This window comes from Bradyrhizobium sp. 45, assembly GCF_023073155.1.
Classification (GTDB): Bacteria; Pseudomonadota; Alphaproteobacteria; order Rhizobiales; family Xanthobacteraceae; genus Bradyrhizobium; species Bradyrhizobium canariense_D.
Genome location: NZ_JADPIX010000059.1, coordinates 181,643 through 203,371 on the forward strand (window position 1 = coordinate 181,643; position 21,729 = coordinate 203,371).

Genomic DNA, 21,729 nt, shown 5'->3' on the forward strand with positions numbered 1-21,729 from the left:
GCTCTACTGCGCGCGCTTCTTCAGGCTTGCCACACGGGTCGGGCGCGGCGCTGTGCTCTTGGGCGCGGCGCTCTTGGGGGCAGTGCTCTTGGCTGCAGTGCCCTCGGTCTCTGCGGCGTGGTTCGGTGTGCCATGAGCAGCGCGCGCGGTGCGGCGAGCGTGCCACTTGCCGGCTTTGACCTTGGCCGCAGGAGGCGTCTCGGCCGCCATTGCCAGGCGCGTCGCGGCGCGCCGCGACAAGGTCGTCGACAGCAGCACCTCGACCGAGCCTTCCGGGATCGCAAAGAGATCGCGGCCAGGCGCGGGCAGGGTGGCCGCGACATTGGCGAGCGCCATGGTCTTGCGCGGCAGCAGCGGTTGGTGCGCGGCCTGTGCGTTGAGGTCGGCCAGCGAGGGTGCCGGAAGCGTCTTGGTCTGCGCGAACACGAAGTTCGGCACGGCCGGCCAGCGCGCGATCGGTGTGGTCTCGGTCGGCGGATGCAGCAGCCATTCCACCGGCGTTGTCGGCGTCGCCAGCTGCTCGGCGGTCGCGGGCACCACGTGCACGATGCGATAGCCGCGCGCCTTGAGGTCGCGGATGATCTTCGGCAGCGCCGCCACCGTGCGGGCCTGGATGTCGTGCAGCAGCAGGATGCCCTTGCCCTTGGCCTCAAGCCGCTGGATTGCGAGCTGATAGACGCGATCGGGCGACACATGGCGCCAGTCGTCCGCCGGGAAATCGGCGCTCCAGACCTGGATGCCGCGCGAGATCAGAACGTTCTCGACGCCGTCGGCGCGCATCAGGCCGGGAATGCGGAAGAACGGCGCGAGCTTGGACGGATCGGTCATTGCGGCCGATGTCCACTCGATGCCGCCATTGATCTGCGCCTCGGCCTTGTCGAGCGGCATCCGGTCCATTGTGAGCGGATGCGTCATGCTGTGGGTGCCGACGGTATGGCCCGCTGCGACCAGCTTGCGCACGCCTTCCGGGTTCGCCTTGGCCTGTTCGCCAATGATGAAGAAGGTCGCCTTGATGCACTCGTCGGCGAGGATCTGCAGCACCTGGTTGGAATATTTCGGCAACGGACCGTCGTCGAAGGTCAGGACGACTTCATGGTCCTTCAGCGGCAGCGTCTCGCGGTACTGCACGGTGCCGATGCGGGGATGCTCGTGCGGATCGACCACGAGCGTGCGGGAGGTCCCGAGCGCGTCCGGATGGCCGGGGCAGTCGGCCGCAATGGCCGGCGAGCCGATGGTCAGGACACCAAGGAATCCGCCAAGAAAGCTGCCAAGGCAAAGGACGATCCACGATCGCGTCCGAGCAACAACGCTACTTCCGATCATGAACCCGGTCTGCCCTCTTACGCGATTGCCGCCATAGTAGGTCGGAGACATCAGCAAACGGTTCAGGCGCAAGAACCCCGACCCAGAACCCTGCCGCGACAAGTCCCCTTGATACTTGCATGGCGTAGCATGAACGGACTGTTAATAGGGCCCAAATCACCCCATTTTGCACCGGCGTGACATTCCGGCATCAATGCGCGTCGGCACTCTTCTGTGATGCACCCGCCGGCACGACGTGAACCACCCGATAGCGGTTCTCCCTCAGATACCGCAGGAAGGCCGGCATGATCGCAGCCGTACGCGCCTTGGGATCGTGGAACAGGATGATACCCTTGCCGGCGGCGGCGAGCCGCTCGGTGACGAGCTTCATTTCCTGCTCCGGCGTCATCTCGTTCCAGTCGCTGGCCCACAGGTCGGCCCCGAACACCACGATGCCGCGGGACTGGAGCAGGTCAAGCTCGGCTGGCGTCGCCTCGAAATAGGGGAAGCGGAAGAACGGGGTCGCGGGCGTCGTTGTCGAGGTGCCGTGCAGAGCCAGCTCGACGGCCGCGATGCCGCGGTCGATTTCGCTCTTCGCTTTGTCGAACGGAATGCGCGCCATGAACGGGTGCGAGAAGGTGTGGTGACCGATGCTGTGGCCCTCGCGCGCGATGCGCTTGACCATGTCAGGGTGTTCGGAGGCGTGCAGGCCGATGAGGAAGAAGGTCGCGCGCACGCATTCCTGCGCCAGTGCCACCAATACCTTCGACGTCGTCGGCGGATGCGGCCCGTCGTCGAAGGTCAGCACGACCTCGTGATCGGCAAGCTCCAGCGTCTGCGGAAAGCTCTTCAGGCCCACGCGCGGCGCGGTCTTGGCGTCGACGCTCAGAATGCGGGAGGTGCCGAGCGCGTCCTTGCGCGGGCACTCGGCGGCTTCACTCGAGGCGATGCCGGTGAGGGCGGCGAGGGCTGCGCCTGCCGACATCGAGGTCCACCTCAGTCGAAGCATCTTTGTCATTGCGCTCAGAGTTGCCTTGTGGGTATTGCCTGAACCGTCAGCTCAGACCACTCGTTCCAACCTGTCGAACGGCGAGGCGCGCCATGGATGAACATCTGGACGGTGCCGCATCTGCCGCGGAATCGGTACTCGACCACGTGCCGATGCGCAATGAAGACGGCGAAATTCGTCACGAATTCGTCGCGGAAATTACCCATGCGATCGAGGCCGGCGACAGCGCCGCGCTGCGCGCCTGCGTTGCCGAGCTGCACGAGGCCGATCTCGGCGATCTCATTGGGGCTCTCGAGCCCGACGATCGGGTCCGCCTGGTTGAGCTGACGGGGCGCGATTTCGACTTCTCCGCGCTGAACGAGCTCGACGAGGGCGTGCGCGAGGAGATCCTCGAGGAACTGCCGCCGCAGACGGTCGCGGAAGGTGTGCGCGAGCTCGAATCCGATGACGCGGTCGAGCTGCTGGAAACGCTCGATCAGGCCGATCAGGAGGAGATCCTCGAGAAGCTGCCGCTCAAGGAGCGCGTCGTGCTCGAGCGCAGCCTGCTTTATCCGGAGAACTCCGCCGGCCGCCGGATGCAGACCGAGTTCATCGCCGTGCCGCAGGATTTCACCGTGGGGCAGGCGATCGACTACATGCGCGAGACGCCGGATCTGCCAGACCGCTTCTACGAGATCTACGTCGTCGACAAGGAGCAGCACTGGCAGGGCGCGGTCTCGCTTGACGTGCTGCTGCGCGCCCGCCGCCCGGTGGCGCTTGCCGAGCTGACCGACGAGGATCGCCGCCGCGTCTCCGTCCTGGAGGACCAGGAGGAGGTGGCGCGCATGTTCGGCAAGTACAATCTCGTCGCAGCCCCGGTGCTCGACACCCAGGACCGCCTCGTCGGCGTCATCACCGTCGACGACGTCGTCGACGTCATCGAGGAAGAGGCGGACGAGGACCTCAAGGCGCTCGGCGGCGTCAACAGCGACGAAGAGCTGTCCGACACCGTGTTCACCATTGCACGCGCGCGGTTCAACTGGCTGCTGGTCAATCTCGCCACCGCCTTTCTGGCGTCGTCCGTGCTCGGCCTGTTCGAGGGGCAGCTCGAGAAGATGGTGGCGCTCGCCGTGCTGGCGCCGATCGTCGCAAGCCAGGGCGGCAATGCCGCGACCCAGACCATGACGGTCGCGGTGCGGGCGCTGGCGACGCGCGAGCTCGGCTCCTCCAATGCCTGGCGCGTGGTGGTGCGCGAGGGCCTGGTCGGCCTCGTCAACGGTCTCGCCTTTGCCGTGATCACGGGCGTCGCTGCGGTGGCCTGGTTCAGGATCCCGGGCCTCGGCCTGGTCATCGGGCTCGCCATCATCGTGAACCTCTTCGCCGGCGCACTCGGAGGCATCCTGATCCCGATGGCGCTCGAACGTGTCAGGGCCGATCCGGCCGTGGCCTCCGGCACGTTCGTGACAACCGTCACTGACGTCGTCGGCTTCTTCTCCTTCCTCGGCATCGCGACGTTGTGGTTCGGGTTGAGGTAGGGCTACACGCACTCTCGTCTCCCCGGCGCGCTGCAACGCCCTTGGCGTTGCTGCGCAACCGGGACCCAGAAGCGGCACAGTATTGCAGCGACATGGGCCCCGGCTCTGCAGCGCACCGCTGAAGAAGCGCTGCGCTGCGTCCGGGGCACGAGACCGTATACGCAGCTATCATCTTTAATCCGAACTTAAGCGAGCTGCCGCATCATCGCCTTGCTTGGGGGAATGAGCATGCGTGTGCGGTTGAAGGCGGACGGACGGATCGTCGAGTTGCGGGATGGGCAGGAGTTTCCGGTCCAGCCGTTTCCAATCCAGCCCGTACCTAACGCAGCGCCGCCCGACACCAGCTCGCTCGCCGTGCGCGATTTGCGCCGCCGTGCCTGCCTGACCCAGATGGAGTTCGCGGCCAAGCTCGGCGTTCCCGTCGAGACCATCCGCAATTGGGAGCAGGGCAAGCGGGCCCCGCGGGGACCCGCCCGCGCGCTGCTCGCTGTGATCGCGCATGCGCCTGACACCGTATTCCAGGCGCTCGCCAAAGCCTGAGCTTGAGGCCTGACGTCAAGGCCTGACGTCAAGGCCTGGCACGAACCTCCCGTTAGCATTGCGCGCAAGATCCGACCCGGCGGCCGGTGTCGCCCGTTGGCAGTGTTGCCAGCCGGGTTCATAATGACGCCTGGATCATGATTTGGGGCGACCGCGACAGAGAGGATTCCTCATGCTGTTCGTCGAGACCAATGGCGCAAGGATACCGGCGATCGGGCTGGGGACCTGGGAGCTGAGCGGGCGCATGTGCACCCGTGTGGTCGAGCAGGCGCTGCGGCTCGGCTATCGCCACATCGATACCGCACAGGTCTACGAGAATGAGCGCGAGGTCGGCGACGGCTTGCGCGCCTCCGGCGTGCGCCGCGACGATATCTTCCTGACGACAAAGGTCTGGACCAATCATTTCGCGCCCCACGATCTCGAGCGCTCGGTCAAGGAGAGCCTGGCGCGCATGCGGCTTCCCTCCGTCGATCTCCTGCTGCTGCACTGGCCCAATTCGCACGTACCGCTGGAGGAGACGCTGGGCGTGCTGTCGCATGCCAAGCGCATGGGCCTGACCCGCCACATCGGCGTCTCCAATTTCACCGTGGCGCTGATCGAGCAGGCGGTGGCGTTGTCGCCGGAGCCGCTGGCCTGCAACCAGGTCGAATACCACCCTTATCTCGACCAGGCGAAGGTGAGGGCGGCCTGCGATCAGCACGGGCTCGCGCTGGTTGCCTACAGCCCGATCGCCAAGGGGCGGATCAAGACCGACCGGACGCTCGCCGAGATCGGGCGTCTGCATCACAAGACGCCGGCGCAGGTCTGCCTGCGCTGGCTGGTGCAACAGAATGTCGCTGCGATCCCGCGCACCTCGCGCGTCGAACGCCTGTCGGAAAACATCGAGATCTTCGATTTCGAGCTTTCGGACGACGAGATGGCCCAGATCGCCGCGCTGGCCAGTCCCAGGGGCCGCCTGACCGATTTCGCCTTCGCGCCAAAATGGGATTGAGAGGGGCCTGCCGTATGCTAGGACCAGCTTGGCAACCTGAAGTCAGGCGATGGAACTGCGGAAGATCATACGGACGGACATTGCAGCGTCGGCGATCGCCCATCTGACGCTGGTCGCGCTGATCATCGTGATCAGCGAAGTCCATCCGTTTCACGCCAGCCCGCCCGAATCGGTTTCCGTCAGCATCGTGACGCCGGAGCAGGTGAAGCAGGAGGAGGCCAAAGCCGAGGAGAAGACCGGGGAAAAACTCAAGGCGAAGCCGCCGGAGCCGACCCCTGACCTGAAACTGCCGAAGTTCGATTTGAACGATAAGGACAAGGCGGCGGCCGCGCCGAAGCCCGAGGCGAAGCAGCAGGCTGCGGCACAGTCCTCGAAGCAGCAGGCCTCGCCTGAACCGCCGCAGCAGAAACAGCCGCAGCCACAGCCTTCACAGACGCCGCAGCAGCGCGAGGCAAATGCGCAGCCGCAACCGCAGCCTCCACAGCCACAGCCTCAGCCATCGCAGTCGCCGCCGCCTCAGGCGACGCCGCAGCCCCCGGCGCCACAGCTACTGCCACAAGCGATGCAGCACCCGGAGGCCGCGCCGCCGCCGTCCTATCAGGCGCCGGAGCCCGACGTCACTGTCAAATACGGCGTCATGCTGGGCCTGCCGCCGGAATTGCCGACGGAGCTGCCGAAAGACGCCCCCAAAGACGATGGCGGCGATGCCAAGGATTCAATCGCGGCGAAGCTGCCGGTCGAAATCATCGCCGAGCTGCGTCGTCATTTGCGAAGCTGCGCCAAGCTGCCGGCTGGGGTCGCGCCGACCGACAACGTCAACATCAAGCTGCGCACCGTGCTCGCGACCGACGGCACGCTGGCGCGCGAGCCGATCCTGATCGAAGCCCCGCCGTCAGCAAAGGGCGTCGCGCTCGTGAAGTCCGCCATGAGCGCGCTTCAGGCCTGCCAGCCCTACAAGATGTTGCCGGCCGACAAATACGGGGAATGGAAGGTGATGGACCTGCCGTTCAGCCCGCGGGATTTCGGCGGCTAAACTCTCGCTTGGGCTACGGCCTTGCTTTGTCGCTCTGCTGTCAATCCATCTTCGCAAATATATTCCCACTTTGCCGAAATTCGGACACGGCGTATGTGTTGGCCATCCCGGCTCATCCTTGAGGGGCGATCTTGTGGTCGTCATGTTCGCGAGCCGGCTTGCGGTGGACGCGGCAGCGTTCGGGTTGAGGCCAAGGGCAGGGCGGATTGCTCTCCGTGAGCCCAAGGCTTCGTGCCGACGAGCGGCGCTGCAAAGCTTCGTCACGGCGCCGCCTGTCAAACCGCCACAGACGAGACGCCGGCAGCGAATACAACCTCAGCCTGAGTCGGGCGGCGAAATTGAAGCGCAGCCGCCGCGCGTGCACGGCGATTGCCGCGTCGGCGGGAGCATCAAAATGCAAAGATAATCAATGCCACCAGCAAGACGTTGAACATGCCCAACGTGAGTACGGCGATATCGAAAACGCGGATCAAGCTGATCATGGTGTCCTCCGATACCCGCCAACCGGGTGCTATGATGCCTCCGCTACGACCGGGTGTCTATGCAGTTTGTGCCTGCTCGGCGACCATCGCCACAATGTCGGCCACCCGCGTTGGGTCCAGAACGCCGTGTGTGGGAGCGCGGGCGCGCTTGGGAAAAGTGGTGAAAATTCGGCCTTCGTCAACTCGCGCGGCATTGTTGACCGATGCGCTGTTGAGTTGCAACCATTTGTCTCAAACTTCACTCGCCCTGTGGAGACAGGCGAGACCGTTGAAACTATCGTAGTTACAGTCGGGCATCGTGCTACCGACCAAGGCAGCTCTACCTGGCTGCTGAAGCTACCCTATGCTTATTCTCTGTCCAACTCTGCTCGCCGCAGTCGCACTTGAGCGACGGATAAGCCGAGATCGCCGCTAATCCTTACAAGCCAGCCGGAGCACACGCTGGGGACACCACCATCTCGACCCAACACCTTGTGCACCGCGCGCTAGTGCCCACGATCTCGCAAGCTGGGTCGGCCGATACAATGTCGCGGCAGCACTTCGGGCACGTATATCCCGCGATGTTTGGCGTGAAGTCATACTCCGGACCAACATAGGCGCAGATCATGTGGTGGAATACTGGAAACAACATCAGCGCGGAGGAGCCGCAAGCCGGGCAACCCGTTTGGTTCGCTTCGATCTGCATGCTGCACCTCGCTCCCTCTCACAGCTCGTCGAGCCCGAATAGTTTCACCAGCATGGAAGCGATGCGCGCGCTGAGTTGTGTGTAGTGCATGTGAACGTCGACGGCCGAGTTCAGCGCCGGGGGATGCGCGCCTGGGCTGAACTGAATTCGCGCGATTTGCGAGGCGGTACGCTCGCGCGCCGCCGATGAGCCCGCTCCGGGGTACACGTCTGACACCGGCAGAATTTCCACGATCTCGCCCAGAATTCGCCGGTTGCCGAACAGGACAAAGACTTCGTTGCCGACTTTCGGGTCGGACAGGCGTTCGTTGGGAACGTACCAGTCGACGAAGACATCGGTGGGGTCGAGAATTTCTGCGATCGGAGTGCCCGCCACCAGTAACTGGCCGGCACGCGCTGGATTGTTCGCGACGATGCCAGCTATGGGTGAAAAGACTCTTCCGTCGGCAAAGCTGCTTTCAACCTTTTCGAGGCGATCAGAAAGTTGCCGGCTGAATTCGTCGAGAGCGGCCAATTGAGTGCTGGCCTCGGCGGCTTCCGCCTCCTGCGAGACCACGGCTTTGTTCGCCAGGGCGCGCTCCCGCGACATGTCAATGCGGTAATTCAGGCTCGCGGCCGATGAGGTTGCGATAAGTTGGACAGCTTCCTCAGCAAGCTGCAGATGTGAGCGCGCCGCGTCGAGAGATTCGCGCGCAACCCGGGCTTTGACACGCAGTTCCGCTTTGCGGCCGGCGATGTCCGCGAGCGAGCGCATATAAGTAGCGACGATTTCATCGTGCTGCGGAGACCGCACCCTTCCGATTTCTTCGCCGGCCTTGACCGATCCACCTCTCACCACGGTGATGCTGTTGATCTGCACGATGTAGGGCAGTGAAACCAAATATCTTGGCGAGGACACGCTGCCCGGGCCGCCGAGATAGAGAATTGGCCTCCCGAAATAGACGACAAAGAATGCGAGTATGCCGAATACGATTGTCGCATAGGCGGCGCGGACGGTCCGTCCGGCCGCGCGCCGACGGCTCTCGATAGGATCGGGAATATGCGGATCGAGTCGCGTCAGGGCCACCGTCATTTGGCCACCTCTTTTGTCCGATCTCCGAATAGTGCACGGCGAACGCGCGGTGGCACGAAATCATCGTTCCGCGACGAGGCAAAGATGATTTCCGAAGAGTAGGAAAAAAACCGCGCGCACTTCAGATAGACGCCCTGGTACAAGGGAAAGATCAGCGCCATCTTCCAGCCAAAGTTTCCGACGGATCGTTGGAATAGGGCGAACACAAGTGCCATATTGAATACCGAGATCCAGAGCAGCAGCAGGTAGATCGCCGAGAGAAACAACACGGCATCCGGGCCGAACAACAGCACAATGTAGGCCAAGTAGAACGGCAGGCTGAGCGTCGGAACGAGATCGAAGACGATGAAGTCCAGCCTTTGGATCGTGTCCGGTAAACGCTCTAGCGGATGGCGAAAACTCAGCTCGCCATACATCATGAAACGGATGCGCAGAGCATCGCGATCCCAGCGCGCGCGCTGGCGCAACAGACTGATGCCGCTTGCGGGGCCGGCTGTTTCCGCCCAGGCGTCGGACACGAACCGAATGACATAGCCGAGCCTGCGGAGCCGTAAGGTGTACTCCATATCTTCGCCAGGGCCGACGTCGAGCCCGCCCTGCTGCGTGAAGATATCCCGCCGATACATGGAACAGGCGCCGGACAGACACGCGATCGCATCCACCACGTCGAGGATCGACCGCCCCGCAGTGATCGACATCAGGTATTCGACGCTTTGAAGTCCTGTCCATATCGAATCGCGCTCATTGCTGATCGCGATGTTGCAACTTGCGCCGGCGACGAGCGGATCGCCGAACGCAGCCGCGAGGCGCTCAACCGCGTTCGGTTCGAAGACAGTGTCGGCATCTACGGTCAGAAGAAGATCGCCGCGGGCAAACCGTGCTGCAGCGTTGATGGCAGCGCTGCGGCCGCAGCGGGTCCCATGGCAGATGACCATATCAACTAGCCCCTGCGCTCTCGCCCGCTCCGCGACCGCGCGTGTTTGGTCGGTGGAGCCGTCGTCGACGACGATGATTTCGACAGGTCGCAGGGTTTGCCGGCGCAGCGAGCTGATCGAAGGAGCAAGCCCGGAGCCGCCGTTGAAGGTCGGGATAATCACGCTTACCGTCGCCTCGCAAACCGTCCCACTGGCGCTTCGCCGCTTCGAGCTGAACAGAGCAAGAGACACCAGCGATAAGGTGTAGCGGGGTATGTCGAATATCAGCAGCGAGAAGGCGAGCAGAAACAAACTCGTTCCGGCGAGCACTTCTACCATTTCGGACATGCCGGCCACCTCCGCTGCGAAAGGACCATTCCGAGCATCCGACCAAACAAGGCGCGCAAGGCAATTATCAGATGGGAAAATGAAGACCATCGCGTTGATGGTCGAGTGGTAAATTGCGTAAACATTTGCTTTGTGTGTCTGCGCTATTCACCTCCAGCATCGGCTTGGCCAATTGACGATGGAAGCGTGCTCTCGAGTTTTGATTTTGTTGGCCTGCTGGCATCAGCATTGCGGTTTCATGCTGTTGCCGGGTCGATAAATCCGACAAGGTGACCGGTCCGGCCAACCTTTCAGGCGCAAGACGGCCTCAGTCTGGAGGGCTGAGGCCGGGGGCCGTTGATGTCACCGTTGGGGTCGGTACTCTTCTATTTTAATCATGGCGAGACCACTTTGCGGTATTGTCCTGAAGGACAAGCAATCAGCACGTTGTTCCTCTCACACATCTGCGGACCGCCCGACGGGTATGACGGACCGTCGTCCGTGCTACGCACACGCCGTTGATACGTGTCCTACCGACGCCGCAGGCAGCAGCAACTTCCGTAACGAGGCTTTCGGGCTGTGCAATCGGGGCAGGTGTCATCGCCTGAGCCGATACTGCGAAGCAGAAGGCGAATGTGGCAATTCCGAGCGACTTGATCATATCGAGCTCCCTGGAAGCGCCCAACCGCCCGGCCGGCGCGGCGGAGCGATGACGCGACTCTCTCAAGTTGATGCCCGCGTCTGTAAGAGAATTGAGATAGATCAAAGCGACTTTAGGGAGTTCCATGCGGCAATCGCTGCACATAGCAGATCGAGACGCCGGCTTAGGACTATGACCGCAGACTTCCCTGTGCCTCTTGGGACAAGAGGGTGAAGTGGCCAGACTCGGGCAAAATGCGCCGCGAAGGTGCGAAGCTATAGTCGCAATTCAAGATGCGAGCTGGAAAAGTGGCGCTGCCGCCTCATGCTCCGTCATTGCGAGCGCAGCGAAGCAATCCAGTCTGCCGCCGCGGGGGGATTCTGGATTGCTTCGCTGCGCTCGCAATGACGATGTGGAGAGAGGGTGCGCCACATTCGCTCTTGTGGACGCACCGCTACTCAGCGGTGCACTGCAGAGCCGCAACACGAGCGCGTCAGGGACCGCGCCGCGTCTCCTCGCCATTCACCACCTCCGGCGCCATCGCTTCCCACGCGCTCGAGGCGAACTGCCGCCGCCAAGTCACGATCACCACGGTTGCCGTGGTCACGAACAACACCCAGGGGCTGACGAACCAGCCGAGATAGCCGAGTGCGAAGAAGAAGGCGCGCTGGCCGCGGTTGAAATGGCGGCCGGCGGATTCGAACAGGCGCGAGGTGCGGATCACATGAGCTTCGGCCTCCGGCGTGTCACGCTGCGCGGCTGCCGGCATGCCGCCGAACAGGATCGCGACATAGTTGAACAGGCGGTACGACCAGGCGAATTTGAAGAAGGCATAGACGCAGATCAGGACGAGGCCGACGCATTTCAGCTCCCACATCGCCGGCGAGGTACTGAGATCGATCGGCAGCTTGCTCAAGATCGTGATCGCGTCGTTGGTCGCGTGCAGCAGCGCCAGCGCGCCGCCGAGCGCGATCAGGCTGGTGGAGGCGAAGAAGGCGGTGCCGTTCTGCAACGAGGCCATGATCTGCATGTCGACCATGCGCGCGTCGCGGTCGAGCAGCCGGCGCACCCACACCTCGCGGTAGCGGTTCATGCGCGCCGACAGGCTGTCGCGGCCATAGGCCGAATGCTCCAGCGTCAGGGCGTAGACCAGCCATTCGATGATGAAGAAGCCGACGGCTGTGATGTCGACCCAATGCCTGCTCATGTCAGTCTCCTGGAGAGGATCGCAACGCTTGCCACGCATGGCGAAGTGCAGCAACGATTGATTGGCGGCAGGCGATGGCGTTAAAAGCGGCTCGCTTCAAGGCGTATCGAGAAGGACTGATGACATGGCTGCGCTGAAACTCGCAATCGGCAACAAGAATTACTCGTCATGGTCGATGCGGCCCTGGCTCGCGCTCCGCGCCAACGACATTCCGTTCGTGGAGACCCTCATCCCGCTCTACACCGACAATCCCGCGGACAAGGAGCAGATCATCTCGTTCAGCCGCGCCGGCAAGGTGCCGGTGCTGGTCGATGGCGACATCACGGTGTGGGATTCGCTCAGCATCATCGAATACATCGCCGAGCGCTATCCGGAAGTGAAGTTGTGGCCGGACGAGGCCGCCGCGCGCGCCCATGCCCGTTCGGTGTGCGCCGAGATGCATTCCGGCTTCATGGCCCTTCGCAACGAATGCGGCATGAACCTGCACCGCCCGGTGCGCCCCGTGACGCTGTCGGCGGACGCCGAGGCCAATATCGCGCGCGTACAGGAGATCTGGCGCGAATGCCGGGCCCGGTATGGCGCCAATGGACCGTTCCTGTTCGGGCGCTTCGGCGCGGCGGATGCGATGTATGCTCCGGTCGTGCACCGCTTTCGCACCTACGCGATTGAGGTCACGCCGGAGACCAAGGCCTACATGGACACGATGCTGGCGCTTCCGGCGTTCCAGGAATGGACCCGGGACGCGCTCGCCGAAACGCTTGTCATCGAAAAGTTCGAGAACGTGTAATCTGCGGTGATCGGCCTCGCTCGACGTCGAGCAAGCCGGCGGCGCTCCATGCCAGGATGGTCGGCAGGGAGAGGGACCTCACGGCCCAGGAACCGCCCAAGGTGGTGGATCACGCCAACCCCGACGGCCGTTTGCCCCATACCCCGGAAGAACCGGTTCCAGCGGTATCGTCGGCTGACGGCATCACTCTGAAATAACTGCAAAATTCGCACGTTTGCCATGTCGCATACTGCTGGCCAAAAACGCTCGTCGCATGCTATACAGCGGCCGGGTTTCCGGCCGGCCGACGCAGTGGGACCATGGGCGTGGCAGGCGTTGTTTGAGTGATGGAGAGGGTGTTGAAGCACAAATTCCCTATTGGCGCGCGCGTATTGTTCACCGCCAGCAATGTCGCACGCCCCGCTGCCAGCGGTTCGTATGAGGTCATCCGCCTCCTGCCGACCGATGGTGACGACTGTCAGTACCGGATCAAGAGCTCGACCGAAGCCTTCGAACGTGTCGCCAAGGAAAGCCAGCTCGCGCTGTCCTGAAGGCCGACGCTATCCGCGCATTGGCGCGTCCCCGGGAATTTGTATTCTGCCGCCGTCAAAAGGCCCGCTTCACCTTCAAAAGGTGGGCCGGGGGCAGTTGCCGACTCTCGGTACTCGCTTTGACCATTCGCTCTCTGCTCGCGTGAGGGGACGTCGCGCATGAACTGGGCATGGGCCTCGTCGCTCGACCAAATTTGGCGCTCGCCGGCCTTTCCAATGTGGATGATGCTGGCGGCTGCCGGCTTCTTCGGGCTGATCCTCCTGGTCACGCTGCTGCGCGCCGAACGATCGGTCGCCAACGGCGCGCTGACCGTCCTTGCGCTGCTCGCCATTGCCATCGCGCTGGCTGCTGTTGTGCGCGTCGATGGACCGGCGGGGCAGACCACGCCGACCGAGGCGCGCGCACAGGCGGCGATGACCGCGAGCCTGCCGGCGTTGTCCTGTCTCGACGATCTCGCCGGCGATGCCGTGGCCATGGGCTGCGAGAAGGCGCTGTTCGGCGCGCCGGACGTGGCCGCTGCGGCCGTCTCCACGACCGCGGCCAGGATCGACCGTCTGACGGCGCTCGGCGATGCCGCGACCGCCGAGAAGAGCCTGACGCCCGACATCAAGGTGCTGCGCAAATCGCTGGAGCGTGATCGCTATGGCTTGGTCGCGCAGGTACTGGTCGTGCGCGACGGCTGCACGCAGTTCGACTGTGCGGCCTTCCGCTCGCTGACCGACCAGCAGCAGGTCGCCGCCAACATGGATTCCCATCTCTACGACACGCTGGTCGCGCGCTACGCCCCGACCTGGAATGCGCCTGCAGCAGCGCAATCGTTGCCGGCCACTGCCGCACTTGCGGGACTGCCGCCGTCGATGCCGACGGGCAGGCCGACCAATGCCGAGTTCCCGAGTGCCTCGTCGACGCCGCCGGTCAGCATCATGAATCCCGAGCCGCCGACGCGTCAGGCGGCGCCCACCGCAAACGCGGCGGCTCCGCGCGCCCCCGCAGCGGCCTCGGCGCAGGCTGCAGCTCCCGCCGCGAAGAAGCCGCCTGCGCCGAAGGCTGCGCGGGCGCCGGCGGCAGCACCGGTTCCGCTCACGCCGCCGGCCGCGGCTGCCCCGGCTGCGGATAACGAGTAGATCGGCATTCCAAATGCGTGGCTGTCCGGCTAATGCTGGGGCATGCCACTACATCTGATCAAGCTCGCCGTCGGCTGCGAATCCGTCAAGGAATTGAAGGAGTGGACCGCCGAACGGATCCAGACCGCCAAGAAGAAGGGTCTGCCGCAACATCACATCCACATCACCCGCATGGTGCCCAAGCGCGACGCCGAGATCCTGTCGGGCGGGTCGCTCTATTGGGTGATCAAGGGCGAGGTCGCCGCGCGCGAAAAGATCATCGGCATCGAGCCGTTCCGCGACAAGGACGGCATCGGGCGCTGCCGGATCGTGATGCAGCCGAAGGTGATTCCGGTGTCGCCGCGGCCGATGCGCCCGTTCCAGGGCTGGCGCTATCTCGCCGACGATTCGGTGCCGCCCGATCTCGGCAAATCCGCCGCCGGCTCGATCGCGGCGATGCCGGAGCCGATGCGGCGCGAACTGCGCGATCTCGGGCTGCTCTAAACCGCGATATTGTCGATCAGCCGGGTGGTGCCGAGCTTGGCCGCGACCAGGATGCGCAACGGTCCGTCGTTGCGCGAGCTGACCTGTGCCAGGGTCGCTGCATGGCGCACTTCGAAATAGTCGAGCTCAAAGCCGGCCGCCGTGATCATCGCGGCACCGCGCGCCATTGCGGGCGCGACCGCTTCGCCGGCGCGAATGCGCCCGGCGCTCACCTTCATGGCGCGGTATAGCGTGGTTGCGGTCTGCCGCTCCTGTGGCGACAAATAGACGTTGCGCGAGGACATCGCGAGCCCGTCGCGCTCGCGCACGGTGCGGGAGCCGATCACCTTGACGCCGAGCTCGAGGTCGCGGGCCATCTGCGCCACCACCCGCAACTGCTGAAAATCCTTCTCGCCGAAGATCGCGACATCCGGCCGGCACTGGGTGAACAGCTTGCCGACGACGGTGGCGACGCCGCCGAAGAAATGCGGGCGGAAGCGGTCCTCGAGGCCAGCCAGCGCCGGTCCCTCCGGCACGATGCGGGTGGCAAAGCCCTCCGGGTACATGGCCTCGGCGCCGGGATGCCAGACGATATCGACGTCCTCGGCGGCGAGCTTGGCGAGATCGGCCTTCCAGGTTCGCGGATAGGCGCCAAAATCCTCGGTCGGAGCGAACTGGGTCGGGTTGACGAAGATCGACACCACGACGCGGCTCGCGCGCCGCTTGGCCAGGCGCACCAGCGACATATGGCCGTCATGGAGCGCTCCCATGGTCGGGACCAGCGCGATCGTCGCCTTTCGCTTGCGAAGATTGTCGACGGCGCGTCGCAAGGTGGGGACCGTGCGGGCGATCAAGGGGCTGCGTGACATCAGAACTCGACGGGATTGGGAATCGACGGGCGCGTTCCGGCGCCCGGCAGGCTAACCTTAACAAGCGGCGACCATGGACGCCATGCATCCGGATGCGGCACAGCATCCCGCGCAAAGCCGCGCAAGCGTCGCGGCATTGTGGGCTGGATCACAGACGCGAAGCGGCGCCGCGATTCATGATGAAGGTCAGCGCGCCGCGATTTGTCTTGCCTGTCACGCATTTCACTTGACCGCAGACGCGGCCAACTCGAAGATATTCGTTAGGGGTGTTGAGGATCGCGATGCTTGTGCAAGCTAGCCAAGGCCAGTCCGGCTCGGCGCATGTGGTCGTGCTCGGCAACGAGAAAGGCGGCTCCGGCAAGTCGACTACCGCCCTGCACATTGCAGTCGCGCTTCTCAAAGCCGGCCAGCGCGTCGCCACCATCGACCTCGACTGCCGTCAGCAGAGCTTTACTCACTACATCGACAACCGTTCCGCCTGGGCGCGCCGAACCAAGCTCGACCTCGAACTGCCGTTGCATCGCTGCATCAAGCTTGGCGAAACGATGCAGGTTGCCGAGAACGAGAATTCGGAGTTCCTTCAGTTCATGGAGGCGGTCTCGGCGGTCGAGAGCAGCTTCGACTTCATCGTCATCGATACGCCCGGCACCGACAGCTACCTGATGCGGCTTGCGCACTCGATGGCCGACACGCTGGTGACCCCGATCAATGACAGCTTCCTCGATTTCGATGTGCTCGGCACTGTCGATCCCGCCAATTACGCGGTGACAGGCGAGAGCCACTACGCGGAGATGGTGCGGGATGTCAGGCGCAAGCGCCGCCAGCTCGACGGTGCGACCACCGACTGGATCGTGGTGCGCAACCGCCTGTCGATGCTCGGCTCCCGCAACAAGCAGCTCGTTGCCGATGGGTTGAAGGATTTGTCGCTGCGGCTCGGCTTCCGCTACGTCGACGGCTTCGCCGAACGGGTCGTCTATCGCGAGTTCTTCCCGCGCGGTCTGACCGCGCTGGACGAGATCGACGAGGCCACGCTCGGCATGCGGCCAAATCTCGGCCATCTCACCGCACGGGAGGAGGTGACGAGCCTGCTCCGCCAGCTCAAGCTTCCGCTCGACGAGCGCGGACGTCGCCGCGCAGCCAATCGCGCCGAGTGGTTCAACCAGGTCGACAAGCCGCTCGAGGTCCACGACATCCTCGGCGCTTGAGGCGGCGGTACATCGCTACTTCCAGTCGATCAAGAGGCCGGTCTCCCCCGGGGAACCGAGCCCGCGCTCAACCGTTTTCACCCCGTGTTTACTGCAAAACGGAACCCGATCGAGACAGTGCGTCGGATAGTGACGTGCACCCTGACGTAGCCGTGTGAGAGCGAGATGCCCAAGAAACGTGTGCGCCGCACAATGAAAGGGCTGCCGGTTCACAATATTTGGCCTTCCTGTCACGCGGCTGTGACATATATTAGGGAATAGGCGACCAGGGGCCGAAGAGCTCCGGAAGAACACGATTTTCAACAGGGATTCAGGCCGCAAGAGCCTGAGGCTGAGGACGAAAATGAAGCGTGGAATTGCCGTTCTGGTTTCGGTCAGTGCCCTCTGTGGCGTCGCCTATTTCACGGCGAGCAAGTGGGCAATCAGGCACGAGACCATCACCTTCTACGATGCCTCGCGCGACAACCGTGCGGTGCCCGTCGATATCGCGATCCGTCGTGACAAGGAAATGCAGGCCAATGCCGGCATGATCACGATGCCGGTCGCCGTGATCAACCACGGCAACACCGTCAAGAACACCGAGTACGGCTTCCTCGCCAACATTTTCGCCGCGCGCGGCTACCTCGTCGTCAGCCCGCAGCATGATTTGCCGACCGATCCACCGATGGTGACCAAGCCCGGCGAGATCTATGTCGGCCGGCTGCCGCAGATCCTGCGCGGCGTCGCCAACATCCATCTCGCCATGCAGGAGATGAAGAAGGTTCAGCCCAACGCCGACTACGAAAAGGTGACGATGGTCGGCCACTCCATGGGCGGCGACATCACGATGTATTTCGCCAAGCAGTATCCGGATGAGGTCAAGAAGGTCGTCACACTCGACAATCTTCGCGTGCCCTTCGTCACCGCCGGGAAGTTCAAGATCCTGTCGTTCCGCTCCACCGATCCGCAGTTCAAGGCCGATGCGGGTGTGATCCCGACCGACGAAGAATGCGAGAAGGCCGGCATCCAGGTCGTGAAGACCGACTTCCAGCACAACGACATGCGCGACACCGGTCCGGATGCTGCCAAGAACTCGATCCAGGGCATGCTCGACAAGTTCCTGAGCGCGACCGACAGTGAAGTGGCGCCGGTCGACACGCAATCGTCCCCGCCCAAGATTCTCGAGCCCGGGCCGGTCGCTTTGATGGCGCCCGCCAAGAGCTGACGCCTTCCTCGTCGTCGATACCGATTTCAAAGCCTCCGCCGGCTGCCGCCTGCGGGGGCTTTGCGCATTGACCGGGCTGCATGTGCTGACCACATTAGCCGCTCACGCAAGGGTCAAGGAAATGTCCGGCGAACCCATCAAACCGCGCGGCCGCGATGCCGTCTCGGCGCAACCAGGCGACGCTGTGCCGCAGGCGGGGACCTCGACCTCGGAGGACATCGCCGCCTTCGTCGCCAACGCGCGCGCGCTGTCACCGCATGCGCCCGGTGCAAAAGGGCGGCTGATCTTCGCGCTGGATGCGACGATGAGCCGGCAGCCGACCTGGGACATGGCTTGCGCGCTTCAGGCCGACATGTTCCGTGAGACCGCCGCGCTCGGCAGTCTCGACATCCGGCTCGTCTACTATCGCGGCTTCGACGAGTGCCGCGCCACGGGATGGATCTCCGACAGCGCCAGGCTGGCGGCGCTGATGAGCAAGATCGATTGCCGTGGCGGCGACACCCAGATCGGCAAGGTGCTGAGCGAGGCGCGGCGCGAGGCCGTCGCATCCGGCGTGCGCGCCGTCGTCTTCGTCGGCGACGCCATGGAGGAGAACGTCGACCAGCTCTGCGCCAAGGCAGGCGAGCTCGGCATGCTCAAAGTGCCTGTGTTCGTCTTTCAGGAAGGCCATGACGCGGTGGCCGAGAAGGCCTTTCGCGAGATCGCGCGCCTGACCGGCGGCGCTTGGTGCCGGTTCGATCCGGGCGCGGCGGCGCAGTTGCGCGAGCTGTTGCGCGCAGCCGCCGCCTACGCGGCCGGCGGACGCGAGGCGCTGTTGCAATTGGCGAAGACCGCCAGTGGCGCGGCCAGGCTGATCGGCCAGATGAAGTAGCGCTGGCGCAAGGACACGATGCTTTTTGGCGGTAGGCCGACTATATTCGGGCCATGACCCTGATCGCCGGCGCTATCGCAATTATCACCCTTTATTTGCTGCTCCAGATGTTCCGTTCGGCCAATCCGGCCGTGCTGGCACGCGCGATCAGGTTCGGTGGCGGCGTGGTGGCGCTGGCTGTCGCAGCGTTCACGGGCTTGAAGGGCGAACTGGTGGTGGCGATCCCGCTCGGGATATTCGGCGCCGGGCTCTTGGGCTGGACACCGATGGCAAACGCCGGCTTCGGCAATATCGGCGGGCTGTTCGGCGGGGGCGCGACGCGCCCGGCCGGTCAGGCCTCGCGCGTGCGCTCGCAATTCCTGGATATGCGGCTCGATCACGATTCCGGCCAGCTCGGAGGCCAGATCGTCGCCGGGCCTCACGCCGGGCGCGATCTCGATGAGTTTGATCTCGCGGCCCTGCTGGCAATGGTCCCGGCGTTCGACGCCGAGAGCGTGGCCCTACTTGAAAGCTATCTGGACCGCCGGTTTCCCGCTTGGCGTCAGAACGCGCAGGGCGACGCGGCAGGGGGGCAGCGCCGCACGGTGGCGAGCGGTAAAATGACGACGGAGGAGGCCTATCAGATCCTTGGCCTGCAGCCGGGGGCGGGGCGTGACGACATCAGCCGGGCTCACAAGTCCCTGATGAAGAAACTGCATCCCGACCAGGGGGGCTCGACGTATCTCGCTGCCCGTGTAAACGAGGCCAAGGATACTCTGCTTCGCACGCATAACGGCTAACTCCGGCACCACGCTACAAACGCTCGTCCCGCGTGAGCTCTGCTTGCTCTGTTTGCCGTCGCCCCGATGCCCGCCATTGTCGGCTTGGTCGATCCCTTGCGTAAAGTTTTAACCGTAAATCCTTGACGAGAGGTTGTCGTGGAACAGCCTCGTCGGTCACCGCATCCCGAAAATGAAAATGCCCGCGCAAGGCGCGGGCATTTTCATTGGAGCGGTGCGAAAGTTCAGTTGCGGACGGTCATGCAGGAGATCTCGGCGCGCTTCAGGGTGCGGCAGACGGCTTCGGCCTGGTCCCGGTCGAGCCCGGCGAAGCGGGCGCGGTAGAGCTTGCGATTATCTTTCGCGACGACCGGCTCGGTGAACGGATCGGCCTTGCTGAGCAGGCCGCGAGCCGAGCTGCGCGCCGCGTCGATGCGCTGCTGGGCTTCGTTCTCGCTCTCGAGCGCGCCGACCTGAACGATCCAGCCGCTGTGGGTAGCAACCGGCTTCGTGGTGGCGCTCATCTGGATCGGCTGCAGCGCCGGGTCGGCTGATGCGAGCTTCGCAGCAGCCGGGGCGGGTGCGGCGGCGGTGGCGGCCGGCAAGACGCCGAGGGTGCCGTTGCCGGTGCCGAAGCCCGCCGGCTGCCGCGGCAGCTCGGCACGGGTGATCTCGGCCCTCGGAGCTTCCGGTTGGCTGGCCTCGGGCTTGTTGATGAGGTCTGCGCGGGCGACGACGGCACCGGAGGTTTCGGCGACTTCGGAGCGGGATGCGATCGTGCTCGTGACCTGCGGTGCGATCTGAGCCGGGGCGGCGGAGGCGACCTTCACCGCGCCGGCCTTGACCTGGACGGTCTTGACCCGGACCGGCTTCATCGGTTCGGACGAACCGGGGATGATCGAGAGCGGCTGGCTCGAGATCACGCCATTGGTGAGCGGCGCAGGCTCGATCTTGGATTCTATCGGCCGAACTTCAGGCCTATTGGCTTCAGATCTGGGCTGAGCCGACGGCACCGCGGCAGCCGCAGCCGCAAGCGTCGAAAGGCGCGCGGCGAGACGCGACGGGGCTGCTTCGGGAGCAGGGGCAGCCGACGCCTGGACCTGCGGAGCGGAACGGGCCGGGGTGTCCGATGTATCGGCGACTTCGGCAGCGGCGTCGGAGCCGTTGCGTTCGGTGACCGCGGCGACGGTGTGGGCGGTCGCGGCCTTATCGAGGTTCTCCGCGAGCAGGTTACGCATGATGGCGTCGCGCGAGCCGCCGCTACGGCCGCCCAGCACCACGCCGATCAGGTGGCGGTTGCCGCGGCGCATCGAGGTCACGAGATTGAAGCCGGAGGCGCGAGTATAGCCGGTCTTGATGCCGTCCACGCCCTCGACATTCCCGAGCAGATGATTGTGGTTCCGGATCGACTGTCCGCGCCAGTTGAACGTCGAGGTCGCGAAATAGCGATAGTAGCGCGGGAAGCGCTCCTGGATGGCGCGGCCGAGCGTGGCCTGGTCGCGCGCGGTCGTGACCTGCTCGTCGTTGGGAAGACCGTTGGCGTTCCGGTAAACCGTCCTGGACATGCCGAGCGAACGCGCCTTGCGCGTCATCATCTGGGCGAAGTCGTCCTCGTCGCCGCCAATTGCTTCCGCGATCACAACGGCTGCGTCGTTGGCGGAGCGGGTGACGAGACCTTTGATCGCGTCCTCGACGCGAATGGTCTGGCCGGCACGCAGGTTCAGCTTGGTGGGATCCTGATCGGCGGCGTGCTGCGACACCGGCATCTCGGTGTCGAGCTTCATCTTCCCGGACTCGAGGCGCTCGAACAGCAGATAGAGCGTCATGATCTTGGTCAGCGAGGCCGGATGGCGGATCCCGTCGGGACTCGTGGCCTGAAGCACGGAGCCGGAGTTGCCGTCGACGATGATCGACGCGAATTTCGGGCTGGAACTCTCGGACACATCGCGCTGCACGCGGTGTTGCGCGTAGTGACGCCGGTGGCGCCGCGCCTCGGCAGCATCGGTGGTGAAGATGACTGCACTCGTGACCGCAAGAAGCCCAAAAACGCCAACCCGCGCCAAGCGCGAGGAAGACAAGTTTTTACGAAGCATGAAACCCCGTCCCCCGTTTGTGACTTGATCACCGGCTCGTGAGGCGAAATTGTGCCCAAGGGACCCGGGATCATTACCTGCTCAGGCTGTCCTCCGCAGATGTTCGCCGC

At 64.2% G+C, this 21,729-nt stretch carries 20 protein-coding genes; 12 read left to right on the forward strand and 8 right to left on the reverse strand.

The window, feature by feature from the left end; all coding sequences use genetic code 11:
* Positions 1–3 precede the first annotated feature (3 nt).
* Entirely contained in the window at positions 4–1,323 is a 1,320-nt protein-coding gene (locus IVB42_RS10955; RefSeq protein ID WP_247470125.1) for a polysaccharide deacetylase family protein, read from the reverse strand.
* Positions 1,324–1,513: 190 nt separating this feature from the next.
* Positions 1,514–2,287, reverse strand: a complete 774-nt coding sequence (locus tag IVB42_RS10960; protein ID WP_162496377.1) for a polysaccharide deacetylase family protein — start codon at positions 2,285–2,287, stop codon at positions 1,514–1,516.
* A gap of 116 nt (positions 2,288–2,403) precedes the next feature.
* On the opposite strand from IVB42_RS10960, the gene mgtE reads away from it, so the two are divergent.
* The 4 genes from mgtE (at position 2,404) to IVB42_RS10980 (ending at position 6,389) form a co-directional block, all read left to right on the forward strand.
* The gene (mgtE, locus tag IVB42_RS10965; RefSeq protein ID WP_018455198.1) at positions 2,404–3,825 is read left to right on the forward strand and encodes a magnesium transporter; all 1,422 of its coding nucleotides are present in this window, start codon (positions 2,404–2,406) and stop codon (positions 3,823–3,825) included.
* A 222-nt stretch (positions 3,826–4,047) separates the two neighbouring features.
* Positions 4,048–4,365, forward strand: a complete 318-nt coding sequence (locus tag IVB42_RS10970) for a helix-turn-helix domain-containing protein (RefSeq protein ID WP_018455197.1) — start codon at positions 4,048–4,050, stop codon at positions 4,363–4,365.
* A 172-nt stretch (positions 4,366–4,537) separates the two neighbouring features.
* The gene (locus IVB42_RS10975) at positions 4,538–5,356 is read left to right on the forward strand and encodes an aldo/keto reductase (RefSeq protein ID WP_247399107.1); all 819 of its coding nucleotides are present in this window, start codon (positions 4,538–4,540) and stop codon (positions 5,354–5,356) included.
* 49 nt (positions 5,357–5,405) lie between these two features.
* On the forward strand, positions 5,406–6,389 hold the full coding sequence (locus IVB42_RS10980; RefSeq protein ID WP_085384444.1) for a hypothetical protein: 984 nt from the start codon (positions 5,406–5,408) through the stop codon (positions 6,387–6,389).
* A 539-nt stretch (positions 6,390–6,928) separates the two neighbouring features.
* Here the strand turns inward: IVB42_RS10980 and IVB42_RS10985 are convergent.
* The 4 genes from IVB42_RS10985 to IVB42_RS11000 all read right to left on the reverse strand — a co-directional run bounded on the left by IVB42_RS10985 (position 6,929) and on the right by IVB42_RS11000 (position 11,715).
* Positions 6,929–7,093 (reverse strand): hypothetical protein, encoded by a 165-nt coding sequence (locus IVB42_RS10985; RefSeq protein ID WP_158091705.1) that lies wholly within the window; start codon positions 7,091–7,093, stop codon positions 6,929–6,931.
* 481 nt (positions 7,094–7,574) lie between these two features.
* Entirely contained in the window at positions 7,575–8,627 is a 1,053-nt protein-coding gene (locus IVB42_RS10990) for an HlyD family efflux transporter periplasmic adaptor subunit (RefSeq protein WP_247399104.1), read from the reverse strand.
* Positions 8,624–9,889, reverse strand: coding sequence for a glycosyltransferase family 2 protein (locus IVB42_RS10995; protein WP_085395652.1), 1,266 nt, complete (start codon positions 9,887–9,889; stop codon positions 8,624–8,626). Before IVB42_RS10995 ends, IVB42_RS10990 begins: the two co-directional genes overlap by 4 nt.
* A 1,112-nt stretch (positions 9,890–11,001) precedes the next feature.
* Complete coding sequence (locus IVB42_RS11000; RefSeq protein ID WP_247399101.1) at positions 11,002–11,715, reverse strand: DUF599 domain-containing protein; 714 nt, start codon at positions 11,713–11,715, stop codon at positions 11,002–11,004.
* Between the two features lie 124 nt (positions 11,716–11,839).
* Here IVB42_RS11000 and IVB42_RS11005 point away from each other — a divergent pair, with 124 nt between their 5' ends.
* The 4 genes from IVB42_RS11005 (at position 11,840) to IVB42_RS11020 (ending at position 14,640) form a co-directional block, all read left to right on the forward strand.
* Positions 11,840–12,502, forward strand: coding sequence for a glutathione S-transferase family protein (locus tag IVB42_RS11005; protein WP_018455191.1), 663 nt, complete (start codon positions 11,840–11,842; stop codon positions 12,500–12,502).
* A 326-nt stretch (positions 12,503–12,828) separates the two neighbouring features.
* On the forward strand, positions 12,829–13,032 hold the full coding sequence (locus IVB42_RS11010) for a hypothetical protein (RefSeq protein WP_007611353.1): 204 nt from the start codon (positions 12,829–12,831) through the stop codon (positions 13,030–13,032).
* 159 nt (positions 13,033–13,191) lie between these two features.
* Positions 13,192–14,157: a hypothetical protein gene (locus tag IVB42_RS11015; RefSeq protein ID WP_247399098.1), complete on the forward strand. Its 966-nt coding sequence runs from the start codon at positions 13,192–13,194 to the stop codon at positions 14,155–14,157.
* A gap of 42 nt (positions 14,158–14,199) precedes the next feature.
* Positions 14,200–14,640, forward strand: a complete 441-nt coding sequence (locus IVB42_RS11020; protein ID WP_085395609.1) for a DUF1489 domain-containing protein — start codon at positions 14,200–14,202, stop codon at positions 14,638–14,640.
* Here IVB42_RS11020 and panC read toward each other — a convergent pair.
* Positions 14,637–15,488 (reverse strand): pantoate--beta-alanine ligase, encoded by an 852-nt coding sequence (panC, locus tag IVB42_RS11025; protein ID WP_247399096.1) that lies wholly within the window; start codon positions 15,486–15,488, stop codon positions 14,637–14,639. The two genes, IVB42_RS11020 and panC, sit on opposite strands and share 4 nt — an antisense overlap.
* Before the next feature lie 281 nt (positions 15,489–15,769).
* Here panC and IVB42_RS11030 point away from each other — a divergent pair, with 281 nt between their 5' ends.
* The 4 genes from IVB42_RS11030 to IVB42_RS11045 all read left to right on the forward strand — a co-directional run bounded on the left by IVB42_RS11030 (position 15,770) and on the right by IVB42_RS11045 (position 19,547).
* Complete coding sequence (locus tag IVB42_RS11030; protein ID WP_247399092.1) at positions 15,770–16,693, forward strand: division plane positioning ATPase MipZ; 924 nt, start codon at positions 15,770–15,772, stop codon at positions 16,691–16,693.
* 343 nt (positions 16,694–17,036) lie between these two features.
* Positions 17,037–17,897: an alpha/beta fold hydrolase gene (locus IVB42_RS11035; RefSeq protein WP_247399089.1), complete on the forward strand. Its 861-nt coding sequence runs from the start codon at positions 17,037–17,039 to the stop codon at positions 17,895–17,897.
* Between the two features lie 121 nt (positions 17,898–18,018).
* Positions 18,019–18,768, forward strand: a complete 750-nt coding sequence (locus IVB42_RS11040; protein WP_018455185.1) for a hypothetical protein — start codon at positions 18,019–18,021, stop codon at positions 18,766–18,768.
* A gap of 53 nt (positions 18,769–18,821) precedes the next feature.
* Complete coding sequence (locus IVB42_RS11045; protein WP_018455184.1) at positions 18,822–19,547, forward strand: DnaJ domain-containing protein; 726 nt, start codon at positions 18,822–18,824, stop codon at positions 19,545–19,547.
* Between the two features lie 224 nt (positions 19,548–19,771).
* Here IVB42_RS11045 and IVB42_RS11050 read toward each other — a convergent pair whose 3' ends face one another.
* Positions 19,772–21,619 carry a D-alanyl-D-alanine carboxypeptidase gene (locus IVB42_RS11050; protein ID WP_026232897.1) on the reverse strand — a complete coding sequence of 616 codons (1,848 nt, stop codon included), beginning with the start codon at positions 21,617–21,619 and terminating at the stop codon, positions 19,772–19,774.
* Positions 21,620–21,729: the final 110 nt, after the last annotated feature.